The following is an 18,047-nucleotide window of genomic DNA, read 5'->3' on the forward strand; positions in this document are numbered from 1 at the left end:
ACCGTCAATCCCTCGACCTGCTCGGCAAACGTCCGCCGGCCACAGCCGGGGCTGTCACAGAACAACCGCCGCACCGACAACCCGATCAGCACCGGACGTCCTCCGACAGCGACATCGGCCAGCGCCCGGCCATAACGACTGTGCACCCTCGCAGAACCGCGACCACAGTCCGGACACGCCACCGTCAACTCGCGGGTGCAGGCCGCGATGCGGACCACGCCGCCCGCCACCCACACCCGTTCCACCCGCACCGCATCAAGATGCGGATTCATGATTCCTACGAGGTCATCACACTCGTTGACAGTGTCGCTACCCGTGATGGAGCGTCACCGGCGCACGGTGGCACACCCAGCTTCACGGAAATCTTGCCAGGGCCAGCCGAGGTCGTACGCCGACAACGATCGGGCAACCGAGTTGAGGTCAGCGGGCGTGAGCGCGTACAACTGCGACAACAGGGCCTCCTGGTACTGCTCGGTTCGGTTCGCACCTCCGAGCTACCAAGGGGCCCTGCCTTCATGCACCCACCACCGACAGCGCGCTGCGCCCGGCCATGAACCGGGCGCTCGTGGCGCTGGCCCTGCGGGGCATGGCCCGCGGCGAGTACGAGCGGCTGGCCGTCGCGACGGGCCGGGCCCTGGCGTCCCGGTCGGCGGTGCGGGAGGCGGTCGCCGCGTGCGAACGGGCCTGCCTCCAGGGCCCCACGGTCGTGGCGACGGCGTCCGAGGCGACACTCGCCCGGGCCTTCCTGGACGGCGTCGGACTGCACCACGTGCCCCTGGTCGCCTCCCGGCTGGCGTTCTTCCCGCGGGGACCGCGGCTGGCCGTCCACACCGTGGGCGAGGCCAAGGTCACCGCGGTCCGTGCGCGGGGCTTCCTCCTCGACGACGCCGTCTTCTACACCGACTCCGCCAGCGACGCCCCGCTCGCGCGGGTGGCCCGCAGGACCGTCACCGTCAACGCCGCCCGCAGTTCGGTCGCCAAGCTCACCCGGGTCGCCGGCGACATCAGCCACGAACGCTGGCACTGACGCCGGTCGCCGGTGAGGGGGGTCGTGGTGTTCCCCGCGGAACCGCTCAGGGGAGGTCCAGGGTGAGCGTCGCCGACGCGCTGTCCGTGGTGGTGCCGGCGCCGGGCAGGGCGCGGACGGCGCGGGACACGCAGGCGCACATGCGGCGGGACGCCTCCTTCTGCCGCTCGTCGAAGAAGACGTCGCGGTGGTCGAGCCGGCCCTGGACGTCGAGGACCGTGACCTGGCACAGACCGCACTCGCCCCGTCGGCAGTCGGACAGCACCTCGGCTCCGGCCCGCTCGAGGGCCTGGAGGATCGTCTGGTCCGCGCCGACCGTGGCCGTGATGCCGAGCCGCGGTACCGACACGGTGAACTCCTCGGAGGGGAACCAGCCGCTGTTGCCGAAGGTCTCGTAGCGCAGGTCGGTCGGGGGCAGGGACCGCTCGCGCCAGCTGCGGCGGACGGCGTCCATGAGCGGGATCGGTCCGCACATGTACAGCTCCGCCGGCCCGTCGGCGGCGACCTCGTCCACCAGCGCGGCGACGTCCAGGGACGTGCCCTCCGCGTCCACGTGGACGCGGATCCGATCGGCGTGGAGCCGTTCCAGAGTGTCGAGGTAGGCCATCCGGTCGCGGCTCCGGCCGACGTAGACCAGGAGGTAGTCGTGGTCCAGCCGGTGGAGCACGCGTGCCATGCCGGCGATCGCGGTGATGCCGATGCCGCCGGCGACGAGTACGTAGCGGTCGGCGCCTATCCGCAGCGGGAAGTTCTGCAGGGGCTGCGTCATCCGGATCTCGGTGCCGGGGGTGAGGGCGTGCATGTAGGCCGATCCACCGCGGGAGCGGGGGGCCAGCTGCACGCCGAGGGTGAGCAGCCCGCTGCCGTCGGCCGACTCGACCACCGAGTAGGAGCGGGTGTCGGTACGGTCGCCGGTGTCCACGACGACGTCGATGTGGGACCCAGGTGCGGCACGCCGCGGGTGCTCGGGCCGGACGACGATGCGCTGGACGCCGGTGACCACGGGGGCCGCCTCGACCACCTGGCCGGTCTGCCAGACGGGCTTGTTCTCTGCTGCCATGGGGATCTTCCTGGCTCGGCGGGGTGGGAGAGGGTTCAGGAGGCTGTGCCGGCGGGTGCTTCGGCCGCCAGCATGCGCTCGATGAGCCGGCGTACCCACATGCCGCCCGCGTCGATGTTGAGGCTGTAGAACTCGTAGTCGGGGTTGGCGTCGATGGCCCGCTGCTGGGCGGCAAGCATGGTGTCGTCCTCGCCGAAGACGTTGGTCACGCCGTCCTTGAGCTGGGTGGTGATGAGCTGGCTGTCGAGCCGGTAGTCGCGCATGAACGCCCAGAAGTAATGGCAGGAGCGGTCGGTGTGGGGCGTGATGGTGTTCATGACGTAACCGTTGACACCCTGGCTGCGGTCGCCTTCGGGGGCTCCGGTGCCGGCCTTGGCGACGCCGACGTCGATACGGATGGTGGAGGGCGCCTCGAAGCGGATGATCTGCCAGCGGTCGACGCGGCCGTGGAAGCCGGGGAACTTGTCGCGCATGTTCTTCAGCCAGAACGGCGGGGGCTCGATGTCCAGCATCCACCGGGAGACGGTGACGGTGCGCTCGTCGTGGGTGACCTCGAAGTCGGACTCGCTGAGTTCCGTCTGGCCGATGCTGCCGCTGTGGACGAATTCCTCGTGGGTGAGGTCCATGAGGTTGTCCAGGAGGAGCTGGTAGTTCGCCTCGACGGCCAGGGTGGAACCGTCGCCGGCCCAGTCCGGGGAGTCCATCTGGTGCATGTCGGGCACCAGGGAGGTGTCTGCCTGCGTGGGTTCCCCCAGCCAGACCCAGACGAAGCGGTGGCGTTCGACCACGGGAAAGGACGGGACCATGGCGCTGGGGTTGATCGTTTTCTGCGCCGGCATGTACGTACAGCGCCCCGCGGAGTTGAAGCGCAGGCCGTGGTAGGGGCACTGAACCTCGTCCGGGCCGACCCGGTGGCCTTGGGAGAGAGGAGCGAGGCGGTGCCAGCAGGCGTCGGCCAGGGCCACGGGACGGCCCTCGTCGGTGCGGTACAGGGTCAGCGGGCGGTTGGCGACGGTCCGCGCGAACAGGGAGTCCTTGGTGACCTCGTGGTCCCAGGCGGCCACGTACCAGGCGTTCAGGGGGTGCCCCAGCGTCTTGTTCGTGGTCGAGGTCGTCGCATTGAGGGAAGGCATGGGCGCTCCAGCGGAAGGAGGCAGCCGGTGGCTGCTGCGGCTCGCCTCTCCATACCTATCGGCATAGGTATGGAGAGGCTGTAACCTTTACCTATGCCCATAGGCATTGGCAAGACCCGGAACGCTTCCGGCCGGGTCCACGGACGCGGAGAGGTGATCTGACGTGAGTCTTCGGTACGCACTGCTGGCGCTGCTCACCGCGCGCCCGCTGACGGCCTACGACATGGCCAAGCAGTTCAGCGCGTCCGTCGGGCACGTCTGGCACGCGCCGGACTCCCAGATCTATCCCGAGCTGCGCCGCATGGAGAGCGACGGTCTGGTCGAAGCCCGCGAGCTCACCTCGGGCGGCCGCAGGACCAAGCGCGAGTACCGCATCACGGACGACGGTCTCGTCGAGTTCCGGGCCTGGGCCGACACCCCACTGGACTACCAGCGTGAGCGGGACGTGCACCATCTGAAGGCCGCCTACCTGGAGTGGGCAGATCCGGCGGCGGCCCGGGAGCAGCTCCAGCGGCATCTCACCTTCCACAGCGAGCAGTTGCAGCAGTGGCTGGCGCAGCGGGACGGTGTCCTGGACCGCAGCAACCCGACCCTGGCCGCACGCCTGGAGAACTCTCCCGCGGAGGAGCACGAGCGCGTCGTCGCCTTCAAGGCCTTCGCCTACGAGGGGCTCATCGAGCGCGCCCGGACGGAGGTGGCCTGGGCCCGGCGGGGGATCGACCTGCTCGACCGGCTTTCCGGCACGGCCGCGGAAGCCGGCGGCGACGTCGAGGAACGCCGGGCTTAAGAGACTCCTCAGTCCTCGTCGACCAGGCGCCGGGCGGTCGCCGTGTCGGTCACGAGCGCGGTGATCCAGCGACCGCGTACCGCTCCCCGTACCGCGGTGTACTTGCGTTCCCCGCCGGCGACCTCGATCCGGGTGGGGACGGTGCGCAGCTGGTCCACCGAGATGCCGACGGTCCGCTCGCCGAGGCCGGCGTCGACGTGTACGCCGGCCGCGTCGAAGAAGCGCTGGCAGATGTCGCCGACCGCACCGAGGCCGCGCAGGCGCGCGAGTTCCTTCTCAGCCACGGCGTTCCCGCTCAGCCTCAGCAGGGGGACGGCTCCAGGCTGCCGATGCCGACCAGGACGGCCGTCAGCCGCTGCCACGCCTGGCTCACCTCCGCCACCGCCGGGTCGTTCAGCAGCGACAGGCGGGCCTCGGCGGAGCCGACGAGGCCCGGGGCACGGACGAACAGCGGGGAGGCGCCGGTGAGGTCGGCGAGCCGGGCGGCCAGTTCGGTCGCCTGCACCTGCCCCAGGGGGTCACCCATGCCGCCCATGAGCTGGACGCGATGTGTACGGGACGGCGTCGTCGGTGTGCTCCGGCCGGCCCGCGTTGACGGCCGGCAGGACGACGACCATGTCGGCCAGGAACATGCACGCGGCCGCGGCGAAGGCCAGCGTGTAACCATGTGTCAGCGCCTCGCTCGCCCGTGCCACCAGGTCGTGCTGCTGGGCTGGGCGGGCGAAGGGGGTCGGCGCGCTGATGTGGTGAGCACCGCAGGCCGCAGCCCGCGCCGAGCAGGACGAGCGGGACGACCAGCGCGACGACGAAGAGGGAAACATGCCCAGTTCGTCATGCGGGCCACGCCGACGATCGTCTCGCTGACCGTGGTCGTCGCCGGAGTCCGCCTCCAGGACCACGGAAAACCGGCTGCGAGCGCGACGCCGAGGAACGCTTCGGCGGCCTGCCCGCCCAGCGGCTGTCCACTCCCGGCGCCTGCCGGAGGGCACGCTCTGGACGGACAGGCTCCGGTCAGGGAAGGCGCCATGCTCGTCCCTGACCGGAGTCTGATCGGCTGCCCGCTCCCCCCAGCGGTGGCCTACTGCACCCTCACGTGGTGGACCACTGTGTTGATGTTGATGCCCTGGTAGAAGTTGACCGAGACGTAGTGACGGTCCTGGTACCAGGTCTGGTTGTCGTCCAGGGTGACGGGGTCGCTGAGGAAGCTGCCGTCGGCCTGGAGCGTCACGGGTACGGGTACGGGTGTGGTGTCGCGGTCGAGAAGAGACGCACCGTGCCCTTGGCGGGGAAGTCCGGGGCGGTGGACAGGTCGACCTGGCCGGCGATGCGGAAGGTGGCGCCCGGGAGGGTGGTGACGTCGTCGCGGTGTGCGGAGTCGGCCTCCGCCAGGGTCACCGCCGTGCCGTCGTCCCAGACCGCCCGGGTCCCCTTCTCCAGGGTGAGCGGCGTCGTGTCATACCGCGTGGTGGCCCCGGTGGCGGGGTTGACGTAGTCGACGTTCTCCACGACGAGGTCGCGGATGTTCTTGTTCTTCGTGAACGCGGCCGACAGCGTACTGCTGGTATGGAAGACCGAGTTGCCGTAGTACACGTTCTCCACGGGCGACCGGGACGCGGCGCTGGGGAAGTTGAAGGAGGTCCTGCCGGGAGGCATCGTCGCGGCGGTGTCGACGTTGTCGAGGTGGATGTCGCGGATGGTGGGATCGAAGGCGTCGGCGCCCGGGAAGGGCACGGTCTCCTTGTAGTCGGCGTCGAACTCGGCCACCCCGTAGTAGGCGTATTCGAGCAGGCAGTCCCGCATGTAGATCTTCTCCACGGCGCCACCGCGGCTGGAGTTCGTCTTCAGCTTCAGCGCCATGGCGAGGCCGGAGCCACCGAAGGTGTTGTCATGGATGAAGACGTTGCGGATGCCGCCCGACATCTCGCTGCCCATGGAGATGGCCGCCGAACCACCGCCGTCGTTGCGGTAGGAGGAGTCGCGGATGATGATGTTCTGGCTGGGTGAGCGGTGTTCGCGGCCGTTCACGTTGCGCCCGGCCTTCACGGCGGCTCCGTCGTCGCTGACGGTGACGGTGTTGTTCTCCATCACGACGTTCTCGCTCGACTCCGGGTCGATGCCGTCGTCGTTGTTCCAGCCGGTGCGTTCGTAACCGGTCGTCTTGTTGCTGTAGATGTCCAGGTCCCGGATGAGGACATTCTTGGAGCTGAGCGGGTGGACGATCCAGAAGGGCGTGTTGCGGATCTTCACGTCCTCGATCAGGACGTTCGTGGAGTCGTTGGGCTGGATGAAGGAGGGACGGAAGGTCGACTTCATCGCCTTCGCCCCGGCCGGCGGGGCGACGTTGTGCACCTTCCCCTGTTCCACCACCGGGATGGTGTCCGGCAGTTCCCCGTCGTCGGTGAAGATGCGCTGCTCGACGGGGACGTCCCGGTAGTTCATGTCATTGAGGACACCGTTGGCCCCGTAGGGTGCGTCGACACTCTTGTTCTCGACCGAGGGTTCGCCCCAGTACCCCTTCTTCCAGGGGCGCCAGTTCCACATGTCCTCCTGGCCGTCCAGGGTGCCGCCGCCGGTGACGGCGATGGTGCGCTGGTGCAGGGCGTAGATGAGTGGCGAGTAGCTGTAGAGGTCGCTCCCCTCGTAGCTGGTGCGTACGACGGGGTAGTACTCGTTGGTCTTGTCGCGCATGAACTTCACGACGGCGTCCGTCTCGATGTGCAGGTTGACGCCGCTGAGCAGGTTGATGGCACCGGAGTAGTAGGCGCCGTTGTCGTTGAGCGAGCCCCCGGCCGGGACGACGACGATACCGCCGCCCGCGGTGCTGCAGTCCTTGACGGCCGCGTTGAGGGCGTCGCCGTAGTACCAGACCTGCTGGGAGCCGTACACGAGGGGTGAGTCGGTGGCCGAGGGGCGGCCGGCCTCGTTGCCCGTCGCGTAGGTCTCGGTGACCTGCCGGACCAGCGGCCGGTACTTGGCTGCCGTCACGTCACAGCGCCGGTCGGGGAAGACGGGGGTGTGCGCGTTGACGGTGCGGTCGATGCGGTCGTACAGCGCGTTGTTCCAGTGGTTCCTGTCCCGTTCGGTCGCCGGCTGGTGTATCGCGAGTGCGTAACTGCCGGTGGTGCATCCGTCCTCCGCGGTGACCCGCAGGGTGTCGCCCGCCTCGACCTGGCCGCTGTTCTTGGGCTGCCCCTCGGCGTCGACGAGGACGCGGGTCTGCCGGGAGCGGTCGGAGGAGGTCAGTTTCGCCAGTGTCTGCCGTACGCCGGTGCCGGGCTGCACCGTGATGGTGGAGGTGCCCACGTTCCACACGGCGTCGTCCGAGCCCTGCCGGGCCACGACGCTCGTGCCGGTCGAGAGCGGGTGACGGATGCCGGCGGCAGAACTCTCGGTGGCCGCGTGGGCGGTACCGAGCAATCCCGCCGCCAGGGCGGTGACCGAGGTCAGGACCAGGGCACGCGGGCCCGATCGTCGGTTCCGCTTGGAAGTCGCCTTCCTGGTCGTGGTCGGTGTGCCGGTCACTTGCCCGCCACCGCGCGGAAGTCGGTGTGTCCCGAACCCACGCGGTACAGCGCGCGCCCGTCTGCGGTTCCGAGGTACTCGGCGTGGCCGCTGACGCGGTACGTGGAGCCCTCGACGACGGGCAGGGCGACGGTGGCGGTGACGTTGACGGGGATGTCGACCGGGGCGTCGACGACGATCTCGTCACCGGCCCGCAGGTTCGACGTCTTGGCCAGGGTGACGGTGGTGTCACCGGCCGAGGCGGCGGCGGTCAGGGTGGAGTTGTTGCGACGGTAGCTCGTGGTGAACGTCAACTGCCGCCCGGCGGTGCCCTCCGCGAGCCGGACCGACGGCACCGCGGAGTAGACCTTGCCGAAGTCGGCGAAGACCGTGCCGTCGGCGAGGCGCTTCAGGGAGACGGGGTGCACGGTGGAGTAGGCCAGCTGGGCCTGGAGGGCCGACAGGTGGGTGTAGGCGCACGGCGAGGAGCCGCCCGAGTACGACGCACAGGACGCGGGGGCGGGCCTGGGGTGGGTGCCGATGGCGGTCGCCGCGGGCCACGCGGTGTCGTCGTAACCGGCGGTGTCCCAGCCGGACAGTTCCGCCCGGGCGTCGTAGTACTCCACCCGGTCGCCGGAGTCGGAGTTGCGGTAGGTCAGGGTGTCGACGCGCTGGGCGTCGTAGCGGTGCACCTTCCAGGAGGCGTCCGACACCATGGTGTCCCGGCTGCCGTCGGCATGGTCGACGACGACCTTCACCAGCAGCCCGGAGGGACCTTCGGGGCTGCCGGGCCCGCCCGCCCGGCCCTGGCACCTGCAGTCCCAGTAGTGGGTGACCACGCCGATCGGCAGTTCCTGGCCGGCCGTCACACCGGTCAGGTCGGCCACGTCGTAGAAGCCCTCGCCCGCGTACTCGTAGGAGGAACTGCGCTGCACCACGCGGCCGGCCACGTTCACCTGCCAGTCGCCCATGGCCGCGACGTAGACCCGCGCCCCGGTGACCTTGCTGTGGCCGGAGACGCGCATGACCTTGCGGGCCGCGGTCCACTCGGAGCTACGGCATCACCGCCGCCCGGCTGCGCACCTTCGTCGATCCGTCCGACGACCCGGTCGACGGGCACTGCGGCGCGGCGGAGACCGTCGCCTTCGCCGAGCGCTGCCGCACCGCCGGACTGCAGGTCATGGTCGACATGCACTTCGGCGACACCTGGAACTCGCTCGGCAAGCAGAACCCGCCGGCCGCCTGGGCGGGCCTGTCCTACGCGGACATGCGGCAGGAGATGTACGACTACGTCTACCACCTGATGAACCAGCTCAAGACGGCCAAGGTGACACCGGCCTGGGTGCAGCTGGGCAACGAGACCAACCTGGGCATCTGCGGTGCCACCGGCAGCGTGACCTACGCGCCCGCGCAGATGACCGGTTTGCTCAACGCCGCCCACGAGATGGTCAAGGAGGTCTTCCCGGCCGCACAAACGGTCATCCACCTCGCCCAGCCGCAGAACTACAGCACCGTCGTGAACTGGCTGGACACCTACTCCGAGTACGGCGGCAACTGGGACGTCACCGGCTTCTCCTCGTACGCCAGCGGCACCGCCACCATCGACACCATCGTGGCCAACTACGTGGACTGCCAGGCCCGTTACGGCAAGTTGGTCATCCAGGTCGAGTTCGGCGGCCGCTACGACCGGGCCGACCGCACCTACACCGACCTCGCCTACTTCATCCAGCGCAACCGGAGCGCCGGAGTGCAGGGCCTCTTCTACTGGGAGCCGGAGATGTACACGCCGTTCGACACGTACACGATGGGCGCCTGGAATCCCACCACCCGTATGCCCACCCGCGCCATGGACGCCTTCCTCGTCTGACCGACGACCGGCGCACGACGACACACCGAGAAGGAACCGGATCGATGACCACTCACCGCCCGTGGCCGCTGGACGTGCCGGGGATCCGATACGGAGGGGACTACAACCCCGAGCAATGGCCGCTGGACGTCCAGCTCGAAGACATCGAGCTGATGCGGGAAGCCGGTGTCAGCCTGCTCAGCGTGGCCATCTTCTCCTGGGCCCAGCTCGAACGTCAGGAGGGCGTCCACACCTTCGAGTGGCCGGACGCCGTCCTCGACCGCCTGCACCGGGCGGGCATCCGCGTGGCACTGGCCACGGCGACGGCCTCCCCGCCGCCGTGGCTCACCCGCCGGCACCCCGAGATCCTCCCCAGGGCCGCCCACGGAACCGTCCTGCACCAGGGCGCACGGCAGTCCTACGCCGTCTCCTCGCCGGTGTTCCGGCAGTACGCGTTGCCCATGACCCGGGCGCTCGCCGAGCGCTACCGGGACCACCCCGCACTCGTGCTGTGGCACGTGGACAACGAGCTGGGCTGCCACGTTCCGCACGACTACTCCGACTCGGCCGCGGTCGCCTTCTGCAGCTGGCTGGAGAAGCGCTACACCACCGTCGAGGCACTCAACGACGCCTGGGGCACGGCCTTCTGGTCGCAGCGTTACGACACGTTCGAGGAGATCCTCCCGCCGCTGGCCGCCCCCACCTTCGTCGACCCCACCCAGCAGCTGGACTTCGCCCGGTTCTCCTCCGACGAGCAGCTCGCCCACTACCGGGCCCTGCGGGACGTGCTGCGCGAGGTCGCCCCGCACGTCCCGACGACCACCAACTTCATGATGTCCACCGGCAACAAGTGGGTGGACTACTTCTCCTGGTCCGCCGACATGGACGTGGTCGCCAACGACCACTACCTGATCGCCGCCGACCCTCAGGCGCACCTGGAACTCGCGTTCTCCGCCGACCTCAGCCGCGGGGTCGCCGGCGGCGCCTCGTGGATGCTGATGGAGCACTCCACGTCCGCGGTCAACTGGCAGCCCCGCAACCGGTCCAAGAACCCGGGTGAGATGCTGCGCAACTCCCTGACCCATGTGGCGCCGGGCGCCGACGCGGCGATGTTCTTCCAGTGGCGGCAGTCCGCGGCCGGTTCGGAGAAGTACCACTCCGCGATGGTCCCGCACGCGGGCCGGGCCACCGACGTGTTCCGGGACGTCGAACTGGGCCGCCGGCTGAAGGCGCTGGCGCCGGTCCGCGGCAGCCGGGTGCGCGCGGAGGTGGCGCTGGTCTTCGACTACCCGTCCTGGTGGGGCGCCGAGCTGGACTGCCACCCAACCGACGCCCTGGGCTACCAGACGGAGGTACAGCGCTGGTACCGGGCGCTGTGGCGGCGCGGGGTGACCGTGGACGTCGTCTCCCCGCAGAGCGACCTCAACCGCTATCGCGCCCTCGTGGTGCCGACGCTGTACTCCGTGACGGATCAGGACGCGGCCCGGGTGGCCGAGGCGGCCCGTGCCCGGCCTCGGTGCTCGTCACCTTCTTCAGCGGCATCGTCGACGAGTACGACCACATACGTCTGGGCGGTTACCCGGGTGTCTTCCGGGAGCTGCTCGGGGTGCGCACCGAGAAGTTCTGGGCGCTCCGGGAGAACGAGACGCACACCCTCGACGACGGTACGCACGCCGACCTGTGGAGTGAGAAGACCCGTCTGGAAGGGGCTCCGAGGCGGTCCGCACCTGGGCCGACGGGCCGCTGGCCGGGCGGCCCGCAGTGACCCGTAGGGCGGTCGGTGACGGAGCGGCCTGGTACGTAGCCACCCGCCTGGACGCGCAGGGCATGGACCGGCTGGTCGCCTCGGTGCTCGACGAGGCGGGGGCCGGCCCCGAGGTGGCCGGGCTGCCGCCCGGGATCGAGGCCGTCCGGCGCCACGGCGAGCACGGCGAACGCTTTCCCGTTCCTCATGAACCACACCGGCGAGAGCGCCACGGTGGACGTCAGCGGTCACGAGCTGCTGCGCGGCGCCGACGTCACCGGCGGCCTGCTGCTGCCCTGCGGCGAGGTCGCCGTCGTCCGCGAGACCTGAACCTCCCGCATCTTCCCCGTCCCTTCCGTCTCCCCCGGCAGGCCGGACGAGCCTGCCCTCCCCGAAGGACTGAGAGCCGTGCACATCCCCCCAGCGCCGGTCGGCCCCGGCGCGCCCCTGCCCGCCCCACCCGACCCGCCGCCGCACCGCGGCGCCGCACGGCAGGGGGGCACCGAGTGAGCATCGCGGAACTGCGCCGGGTCACCAGCGAGCGCAAGCGAGGACTGTCCCACGACGAGCGGCGATCCGGCGAACGGGACAACAAGGCGGCGGCCGTCTTCCTCCTGCCCTGGCTGATCGGCCTGGTGGGACTCACCGCCGGACCCATGCTGGTCTCGCTCTACCTCGCCTTCACCGACTACAACCTGCTCCAGGACGCCCACTTCACCGGTCTGGACAACATCACGCACATGGTGCACGACACCCGTCTGCACCAGTCCCTGAAGGTCACCTTCACCTCTGTGGTCTTCGGGGTGCCCCTGCAACTGGCCGTCGCCCTCGCCCTGGCCCTGCTGCTGGACCGGGGCCTGCGCGGCCTCACTTTCTACCGGTCCGCGCTGTACCTGCCGTCCCTGCTCGGCGGCAGTGTCGCCATCGCGGTGCTGTGGCGGATCATCTTCGGCGACGGCGGTCTGGTCAACGACGTCCTCGGGGTGTTCGGCGTCGCCTCGCGCAGCTGGGTGAGCGATCCGAACACCGCCCTGGGCACCGTGATCCTGCTGCACGTGTGGACCTTCGGCTCGCCCATGGTGATCTTCCTGGCGGGGCTGCGGCAGATACCGCGCGAGTACTACGAGGCCGCGTCCACCGACGGTGCCTCCACCTGGCGGCAGTTCCGGTCCATCACCCTGCCCCTGCTGACACCGATGATCTTCTTCAACCTGGTGCTCGGCATCATCGGCTCCTTCCAGTCCTTCACCCAGGCGTTCGTCGTCTCGGGCGGCACCGGCGGGCCTGCCGACTCGACCCTCTTCTACACGCTCTACCTGTATCAGGAGGGCTTCGGCTCCTTCCGCATGGGATACGCCTCCGCGCTCGCCTGGCTGCTGCTGGTCATCGTGGCCGCGTTCACCGCCGTCAACTTCTGGGCCTCGAAGTACTGGGTGTTCTATGACGACTGACAGTCCGATCCGCGACCTCGCGGTGGCCCCCGCCCCCGCCCCCGCTCCCGCCCCCTCCGCACGCCGGCGCGGCCGGCTGCGCCGCGCCTCCCCCGCCCTGCGGCACGTGCTCTTCATCGCCATGGTGGCCGTGGCGCTGTACCCCGTGCTGTGGATGGTGGTCAGCTCACTGCGCCCGGACGGCTCGATCTTCACCGACTCCGGGCTCTGGCTGGACACCTTCGCCGCCGAGAACTACACCGACGGCTGGAACGCGCTGACGCACCCCTTCAGCACGTACCTGCTCAACTCGGCGGTCGTGGTGCTCGGCGCCGTCATCGGCAACCTGCTCGCCTGCTCCATGACCGCCTACGCCTTCGCCCGGCTGAGCTTCCGGTTCAAGCGGACCGCGTTCGCGATCATGCTGCTCACCATCATGCTGCCGGTCCATGTCGTGATCGTCCCGCAGTACGTCCTGTTCGCCCAGCTCGGCTGGATCAACAGCTTCCTGCCGCTGATCGTGCCCAAGTTCCTCGCCACCGACGGCTTCTTCATCTTCCTGATGGTCCAGTTCATCCGCGGTCTGCCGCGCGAGCTGGACGAGGCCGCCCGGATCGACGGAGCCGGCCACCCCAGGATCTTCCTGCGCATCATCCTGCCGCTGATGACCCCGGCGCTGGCCACAGCCGCGATCTTCACCTTCATCTGGACCTGGGGCGACTTCTTCACCCAGCTGATCTTCCTGACCGACCCGGCCAAGTACACGGTCCCGGTCGCCCTGCGGTCCTTCGTCGACGCCCAGTCGGACTCGTCGTACGGATCGCTCTTCGCCATGAGCGTCCTGTCGATCATCCCCGTCCTGCTGGCCTTCACCTTCGGCCAGCGCTACCTCATCCGCGGCGTCGCCACGACCGGCGGCAAGTGAGCGCGGCCCACTCGCCGACGGGCACCGCCACGCACGAAGGGAAAGACATGTTGTTCCAGCGCACGGGCCGCACAGTGGCGCGCACGCTCATGGCCGCCGCCATGGCCGCCCTCACACTCACCGGCTGTGCCGTGGGCAAGGACACCGGCGCGGACCGGCTGAGCGAGGAAGGGGTCACCCTCCGGCTGGACTGGTGGGGCAGTGACGAACGGCAGCGGCTCACTGCCGAGGCCGTCCAGCTCTTCGAGAAGAAGTACCCCCGGATCGACGTCGAGCTGGAGTACTCCGACTGGACCGGCTACTGGGACCGGCTGGCCACCATGACCGCGGCCGGCAGCCCGCCGGACGTCATCCAGATGGACCAGCTGTACCTGTCCTCGTACGCGGACCGCGGCGCCCTGCTCGACCTCGACAAGTCCAAGTACCTGGACCGCACCCGGCTGTCCGCGAAGGTCCTCGACACCGGCCGCTACAAGACAACGCTCTACGCCGTCCCCAGCACGGTCACCGTGGCCGGGATCGCGGTGAACACCACGCTGCTCAAGCAGCTGGGCCTCGAACTGCCCGACACCACCGGCTGGACCTGGGACGAGTACGACGCCTTCGCTCAGGAGATCGCCCGTACCTCCGGCGGCAAGACCGCCGGGACGATGCCGCTGGCCGGTCAGGCGGCCCTGGAGATCTACACCCGGCAGTCCGGCGACCAGGTCTTCACCTCGGACGGCCGCGTCGGCCTGTCGGCGAAGACCCTCGTCTCCTTCTGGAACAGGGACGCGCGGCTGATCGAGTCCAAGGCCACGCTGAGCACCTCGCAGCTCGCCGACGCCGCCGCGCTCCCCCTGGACCAGTCGCCGCTGGCCACCGGCAAGACCGCGATGTCCCTCGTCTTCGCCAACCAGCTCTCCGCCTACGCCGAGGCCGGCGGCGGGGACAAGTTCGTCCTGGTCGACTTCCCCACCGCTCCGAACGCCTCCGCGAAGAGCCAGTACGTGAAGTCCTCCCAGTACTGGTCCATTTCGACCGGGACCCAGCACCCGGCGGAGGCCGCCCTGCTGGTGAACTTCCTCACCGGTGACAAGGAGGCCGCCAAGGTGCTCGGTGTCGAGCGCGGCCTGCCGGCCGTACCGGAGCTGCGCGACGTGGTCCGGTCCTCTCTCACCCCGGAGGACCGGGAGGCGGCGGACTTCGTGGAGTCGGTCGAGAACGGCCCGGTCGGCTCACCCCCCGCCATCACCCCGACCGGCGCCAGCGACTTCGAGACCACGCTCACCCGGTACGGGCAGGAGGTCATGTTCGGCCAGCGGTCAGCCGAGGACGCCGCCGAGGCCTTCCTGAAGGAGACCGCCGACAAGATCTACTCGGCCGGGGGCTGACCGCCCCGCCTCCCGCACCACCGGACACCTTCCCCACCGCGTCATCCACCTTGGAGTCACACATGCTCACGGGTTCCGCCCCGTCCGCCCGCCCCGCCGACCGCAAGGACAGTGAGAACGGCGAGAACGGTCCGCGTCGCTATGCCGTGTACGGCACCGGGCACCGGGCCGCGATGTACGTCGACGCGATGCTCCAGGACTTCTCCGACGTCGCCGAACCCGTCGCCTGGTGCGACCCCAACGAAACCCGTATGAGCCACTACACCGCCCAGGCCCGGGCGGCCGGACACACCCCCGTCCACTACCACCCCGACCATCTGGAGACGATGCTGCGGCAGGAGCGGATCGACGTCCTCGTCGTCTGTTCCCCCGACCACACGCACGCCGCCGCCGTGAGCACGGCCCTGCGCGCCGGTGTCGACGTCGTCTGCGAGAAGCCGCTGACTGTCGACGAGGCGGGCCTGCGCGCCATCGAGGCGGCTGCGGCCGGCTCGCAGGCCCAGCTCACCGTCACCTTCAACTACCGGTATTCGCCACGGAACTCGGCCCTCAAGCAGGTCCTCGCGGACGGTTCGATCGGCAAGGTGCTCTCCGTCCACTTCGAGTGGCTCCTGGACACCGTGCACGGCGCCGACTACTTCCGCCGCTGGCACCGGCAGAAGGCATCGTCCGGCGGGCTCGCCGTGCACAAGGCGACCCACCACTTCGACCTGGTCAACTGGTGGCTGGACGACGTGCCCGTGACCGTCCAGGCCCTGGGCGGCCTGCGGTTCTACGGCGATCAGGGGGCCGGCCGCCCGGCCGGCCCGCGTCCCTCACTGGGCCGCGACGCCGCCGCCGACGACCCCTACGGCTTCGACATGTCCGGCGACGACCACCTGCGCGGCCTCTACCTGGAGGCGGAGGCCCAGGACGGGTACCTGCGCGACCGGGACGTCTTCGACCAGGACATCGACATCGAGGACACCCTCAGCGTCCTCGTCGGATACCGCGGCGGCTGCTCCATGACCTACTCCCTGACCGCGCACAGCCCGTGGGAGGGCTACCGCGTCAGCGTCAACGGCTCCCGGGGGCGGGCCGAGCTGGAGGTGGTCGAGCGCGCCCACGTGGCGTCGGGCACGGCGTCGGACCTCCTGGCCTGGCGCACCGACACCCCCGACGGCACACCTACCGCTCCCGCCTCGCGCCCCGCCGTCGACCCGAGCGTCGCCCCCGGCTCCGCCGGTACGGCCACCGGTGCCCGCACCGAGGGCAGCCGGCTCGTGGTCCAGCAGCACTGGGACGTCGCGCGGGAGATCCCCATCGAGGAGAGCGAGGGAGGACACGGCGGCGGTGACGGCCTGCTGCTGGTGGACGTCTTCCGCGGCGCTGGCCAAGACCCGTTGCGCCGGCGGGCCGGTTACGAGGACGGGCTGCGCAGCGTCGCCGTCGGGGTGGCCGTCAACGAGAGCCTGCGCACGGGAGGGCCGGTGCGCACGTACGGCACACGGGCCGACCAGGACCAGGACTGACAGTCACAGCTCCCGCCCCGCTTCGCACACGACACCGAGTGAGGTTGCCATGCACGCACCACGTCCGTCGGGTCCGAGCCGACGTTCCGTCCTCGCCGGCGCCGCCGCCGGCACCGCCGCCACCGCCCTGGGCGTCTGGAACCCCGACGCCGCGCAGGCGGCCGGCCACCGGACGCCGTCCTTCGCCACCATCCAGAACGACCACTTCTGGCTGGACACGGACGGCAACCCGATCTACTCCCAGGGCGGCGGCGTCTTCAAGTTCGGCGACACGTACTACTGGTACGGGGTCCGCTACACCGGTGCCGAGCCGTACCAGAAGAACCCGACCCGTCTGTACGACAAGGAGGTCGTGTTCCTCGCCATCACCTGCTACTCCTCGCACGACCTCGTCCACTGGACGTTCGAGAACAACATCGCCACCACCGCCACCGCCCTGGACATCCCCACCTCCAAGGACGTCTCGGGTGACACCCTCTCCCGCATGCGGACCCTGGCCGACACCTCGTGGCTGGGCCGGCTCGGTGTCGTGTACAACCCGAACACCCGCAAGTACGTGCTGGTCACCCAGATGAAGTCCACCTTCGACGCCAACCCGACGGGACGCGCGCTGCTCTTCCTGCAGAGCGACACACCGACCGGTGAGTTCCGTTACGCGGACATCCAGACCCATGTCGAGAACTGTGTGTCGCAGGGCACCGGCGACCAGACCGTCTTCACGGACGACGACGGCCAGAGCTACCTGGTCTTCAGCAACGCCGGCGGCCGTCAGTACTCCTACGTCAGCAGGATCGCCGCCGCCGACTCGCTCAGCATCGAACCGGCCAAGCAGGTCGGTTACGTCGCGGCGGGCCGTGAAGGCAACGCCATGTTCAAGCTGGACGGCCACTACTACATCGGCACCTCCGACCTGCACGGCTGGAACTCCTCGCACACCTACCTCATCCGGTCCCGCACGGACGACATCCTCGGCGAGTACTCGGCCGAGTCCGTACTGCCGGGCACCGAGCGGGACTACAGCCACGTCACGCAGACCGGCTTCTTCGTGACGGTGAAGGGCAGGGAACGGGACACCGTCGTCTTCGCGGGCGACCGCTGGGCCGACTTCGCCTGGAACGGCATCGGCTACAACCAGTGGATGCCGCTGTCGTCGGGGCCGGACGGCCTGGTCTTCCACTCGCTCAGCCAGTGGCGGCTCGACGCGAGAAGCGGCCGGTGGGAGGTGGGCCCCGGCAACAACTACCTGCTCAACCCGGAGTTCGCGGCGGACCGGGTCCCGGTGACACAGCCCACGGGGTGGGTCGTCACGGCCGACGAGGACTCCGCCTCCCAGACCTTCGTGTCGAACACCTCCCCCGGCGCCGGCGGATCGCGCTTCGCGATCACGCTGGGCGCCGCGGAGGCGTTCTCCGGCTCGCTGTCCCAGACCGTGGACGTGCCGCGCGGCACCTACCGCTTCGCCGCCACGGTCCGGTCCACCGGGGGGTTCACCTACGCCCGCATACGGATCACCTCTCCCGGCCGGCGGAAGCCCTACATCATCGATCTGAACCGAACCACCGACGGGTGGCAGGACGTCGCCCTCGACGGCCTGCGCCTGACCTCCAAGGAGGTCACCGTCAGCATCGAGGCCCGCGGCCCCGGCGGGACCTCGGCGCTCTTTGTCGACTCGCTGTCACTGGTGCGCGAGCGGCGCTGACGCACGGCCCA

The 18,047-nt window shown here is 69.8% G+C and carries 17 protein-coding genes and 1 pseudogene; 9 read left to right on the forward strand and 9 right to left on the reverse strand.

Annotation, left to right across the window (positions count from 1 at the left end; translation table 11 throughout):
* Window positions 1–272: transposase family protein (locus ACIP67_RS26160; RefSeq protein ID WP_401695166.1), on the reverse strand; the 272-nt coding region annotated here is incomplete at its 3' end.
* Window positions 273–550: 278 nt separating this feature from the next.
* Here ACIP67_RS26160 and ACIP67_RS26165 point away from each other — a divergent pair.
* On the forward strand, window positions 551–1,027 hold the full coding sequence (locus ACIP67_RS26165; protein ID WP_401695167.1) for a haloacid dehalogenase-like hydrolase: 477 nt from the start codon (window positions 551–553) through the stop codon (window positions 1,025–1,027).
* A 46-nt stretch (window positions 1,028–1,073) separates the two neighbouring features.
* Here ACIP67_RS26165 and ACIP67_RS26170 read toward each other — a convergent pair whose 3' ends face one another.
* Both ACIP67_RS26170 and ACIP67_RS26175 read right to left on the reverse strand, forming a co-directional pair.
* Window positions 1,074–2,087, reverse strand: a complete 1,014-nt coding sequence (locus ACIP67_RS26170) for a PDR/VanB family oxidoreductase (RefSeq protein ID WP_401695168.1) — start codon at window positions 2,085–2,087, stop codon at window positions 1,074–1,076.
* A 35-nt stretch (window positions 2,088–2,122) separates the two neighbouring features.
* Window positions 2,123–3,220 carry an aromatic ring-hydroxylating dioxygenase subunit alpha gene (locus tag ACIP67_RS26175; protein WP_401695170.1) on the reverse strand — a complete coding sequence of 366 codons (1,098 nt, stop codon included), beginning with the start codon at window positions 3,218–3,220 and terminating at the stop codon, window positions 2,123–2,125.
* A gap of 163 nt (window positions 3,221–3,383) precedes the next feature.
* Between ACIP67_RS26175 and ACIP67_RS26180 the strand changes: the two genes are divergently transcribed.
* Window positions 3,384–4,007 carry a PadR family transcriptional regulator gene (locus ACIP67_RS26180; RefSeq protein WP_401695172.1) on the forward strand — a complete coding sequence of 208 codons (624 nt, stop codon included), beginning with the start codon at window positions 3,384–3,386 and terminating at the stop codon, window positions 4,005–4,007.
* Window positions 4,008–4,015: 8 nt separating this feature from the next.
* Here ACIP67_RS26180 and ACIP67_RS26185 read toward each other — a convergent pair whose 3' ends face one another.
* The 6 genes from ACIP67_RS26185 to ACIP67_RS26210 form a co-directional block, all read right to left on the reverse strand.
* The gene (locus tag ACIP67_RS26185) at window positions 4,016–4,291 is read right to left on the reverse strand and encodes a sugar-binding domain-containing protein (protein WP_401695174.1); all 276 of its coding nucleotides are present in this window, start codon (window positions 4,289–4,291) and stop codon (window positions 4,016–4,018) included.
* Between the two features lie 17 nt (window positions 4,292–4,308).
* On the reverse strand, window positions 4,309–4,533 hold the full coding sequence (locus tag ACIP67_RS26190; protein ID WP_401695175.1) for a sugar-binding domain-containing protein: 225 nt from the start codon (window positions 4,531–4,533) through the stop codon (window positions 4,309–4,311).
* Window positions 4,526–4,828 carry a hypothetical protein gene (locus ACIP67_RS26195; RefSeq protein ID WP_401695176.1) on the reverse strand — a complete coding sequence of 101 codons (303 nt, stop codon included), beginning with the start codon at window positions 4,826–4,828 and terminating at the stop codon, window positions 4,526–4,528. Before ACIP67_RS26195 ends, ACIP67_RS26190 begins: the two co-directional genes overlap by 8 nt.
* Window positions 4,829–5,085: 257 nt before the next feature.
* Entirely contained in the window at window positions 5,086–5,235 is a 150-nt protein-coding gene (locus ACIP67_RS26200) for a hypothetical protein (RefSeq protein ID WP_401695178.1), read from the reverse strand.
* Complete coding sequence (locus ACIP67_RS26205; protein ID WP_401695179.1) at window positions 5,232–7,529, reverse strand: glycoside hydrolase family 28 protein; 2,298 nt, start codon at window positions 7,527–7,529, stop codon at window positions 5,232–5,234. The genes ACIP67_RS26200 and ACIP67_RS26205 overlap by 4 nt, the downstream gene beginning before the upstream one ends.
* Window positions 7,526–8,533, reverse strand: coding sequence for an alpha-L-rhamnosidase N-terminal domain-containing protein (locus tag ACIP67_RS26210; protein WP_401695180.1), 1,008 nt, complete (start codon window positions 8,531–8,533; stop codon window positions 7,526–7,528). The genes ACIP67_RS26205 and ACIP67_RS26210 overlap by 4 nt, the downstream gene beginning before the upstream one ends.
* Before the next feature lie 50 nt (window positions 8,534–8,583).
* On the opposite strand from ACIP67_RS26210, the gene ACIP67_RS26215 reads away from it, so the two are divergent.
* The 7 genes and pseudogenes from ACIP67_RS26215 to ACIP67_RS26245 all read left to right on the forward strand — a co-directional run bounded on the left by ACIP67_RS26215 (window position 8,584) and on the right by ACIP67_RS26245 (window position 18,036).
* On the forward strand, window positions 8,584–9,375 hold the full coding sequence (locus ACIP67_RS26215; protein WP_401695451.1) for a glycosyl hydrolase 53 family protein: 792 nt from the start codon (window positions 8,584–8,586) through the stop codon (window positions 9,373–9,375).
* 44 nt (window positions 9,376–9,419) lie between these two features.
* Window positions 9,420–11,428 (forward strand): annotated as a pseudogene (locus ACIP67_RS26220) (beta-galactosidase).
* Window positions 11,429–11,610: 182 nt separating this feature from the next.
* Entirely contained in the window at window positions 11,611–12,549 is a 939-nt protein-coding gene (locus ACIP67_RS26225) for a carbohydrate ABC transporter permease (protein ID WP_401695452.1), read from the forward strand.
* The gene (locus ACIP67_RS26230; protein WP_401695181.1) at window positions 12,539–13,453 is read left to right on the forward strand and encodes a carbohydrate ABC transporter permease; all 915 of its coding nucleotides are present in this window, start codon (window positions 12,539–12,541) and stop codon (window positions 13,451–13,453) included. The genes ACIP67_RS26225 and ACIP67_RS26230 overlap by 11 nt, the downstream gene beginning before the upstream one ends.
* Before the next feature lie 47 nt (window positions 13,454–13,500).
* A complete protein-coding gene (locus ACIP67_RS26235; RefSeq protein WP_401695183.1) occupies window positions 13,501–14,826 on the forward strand; it encodes an ABC transporter substrate-binding protein in 1,326 nt (441 codons plus the stop codon).
* A gap of 62 nt (window positions 14,827–14,888) precedes the next feature.
* On the forward strand, window positions 14,889–16,337 hold the full coding sequence (locus tag ACIP67_RS26240; protein WP_401695184.1) for a Gfo/Idh/MocA family protein: 1,449 nt from the start codon (window positions 14,889–14,891) through the stop codon (window positions 16,335–16,337).
* A 49-nt stretch (window positions 16,338–16,386) separates the two neighbouring features.
* Complete coding sequence (locus ACIP67_RS26245; RefSeq protein ID WP_401695186.1) at window positions 16,387–18,036, forward strand: family 43 glycosylhydrolase; 1,650 nt, start codon at window positions 16,387–16,389, stop codon at window positions 18,034–18,036.
* The last annotated feature ends 11 nt before the right edge of the window (window positions 18,037–18,047 follow it).

This window comes from Streptomyces sp. NPDC088812 (assembly GCF_044750285.1).
In the GTDB taxonomy this organism is placed as follows: domain Bacteria; phylum Actinomycetota; class Actinomycetes; order Streptomycetales; family Streptomycetaceae; genus Streptomyces.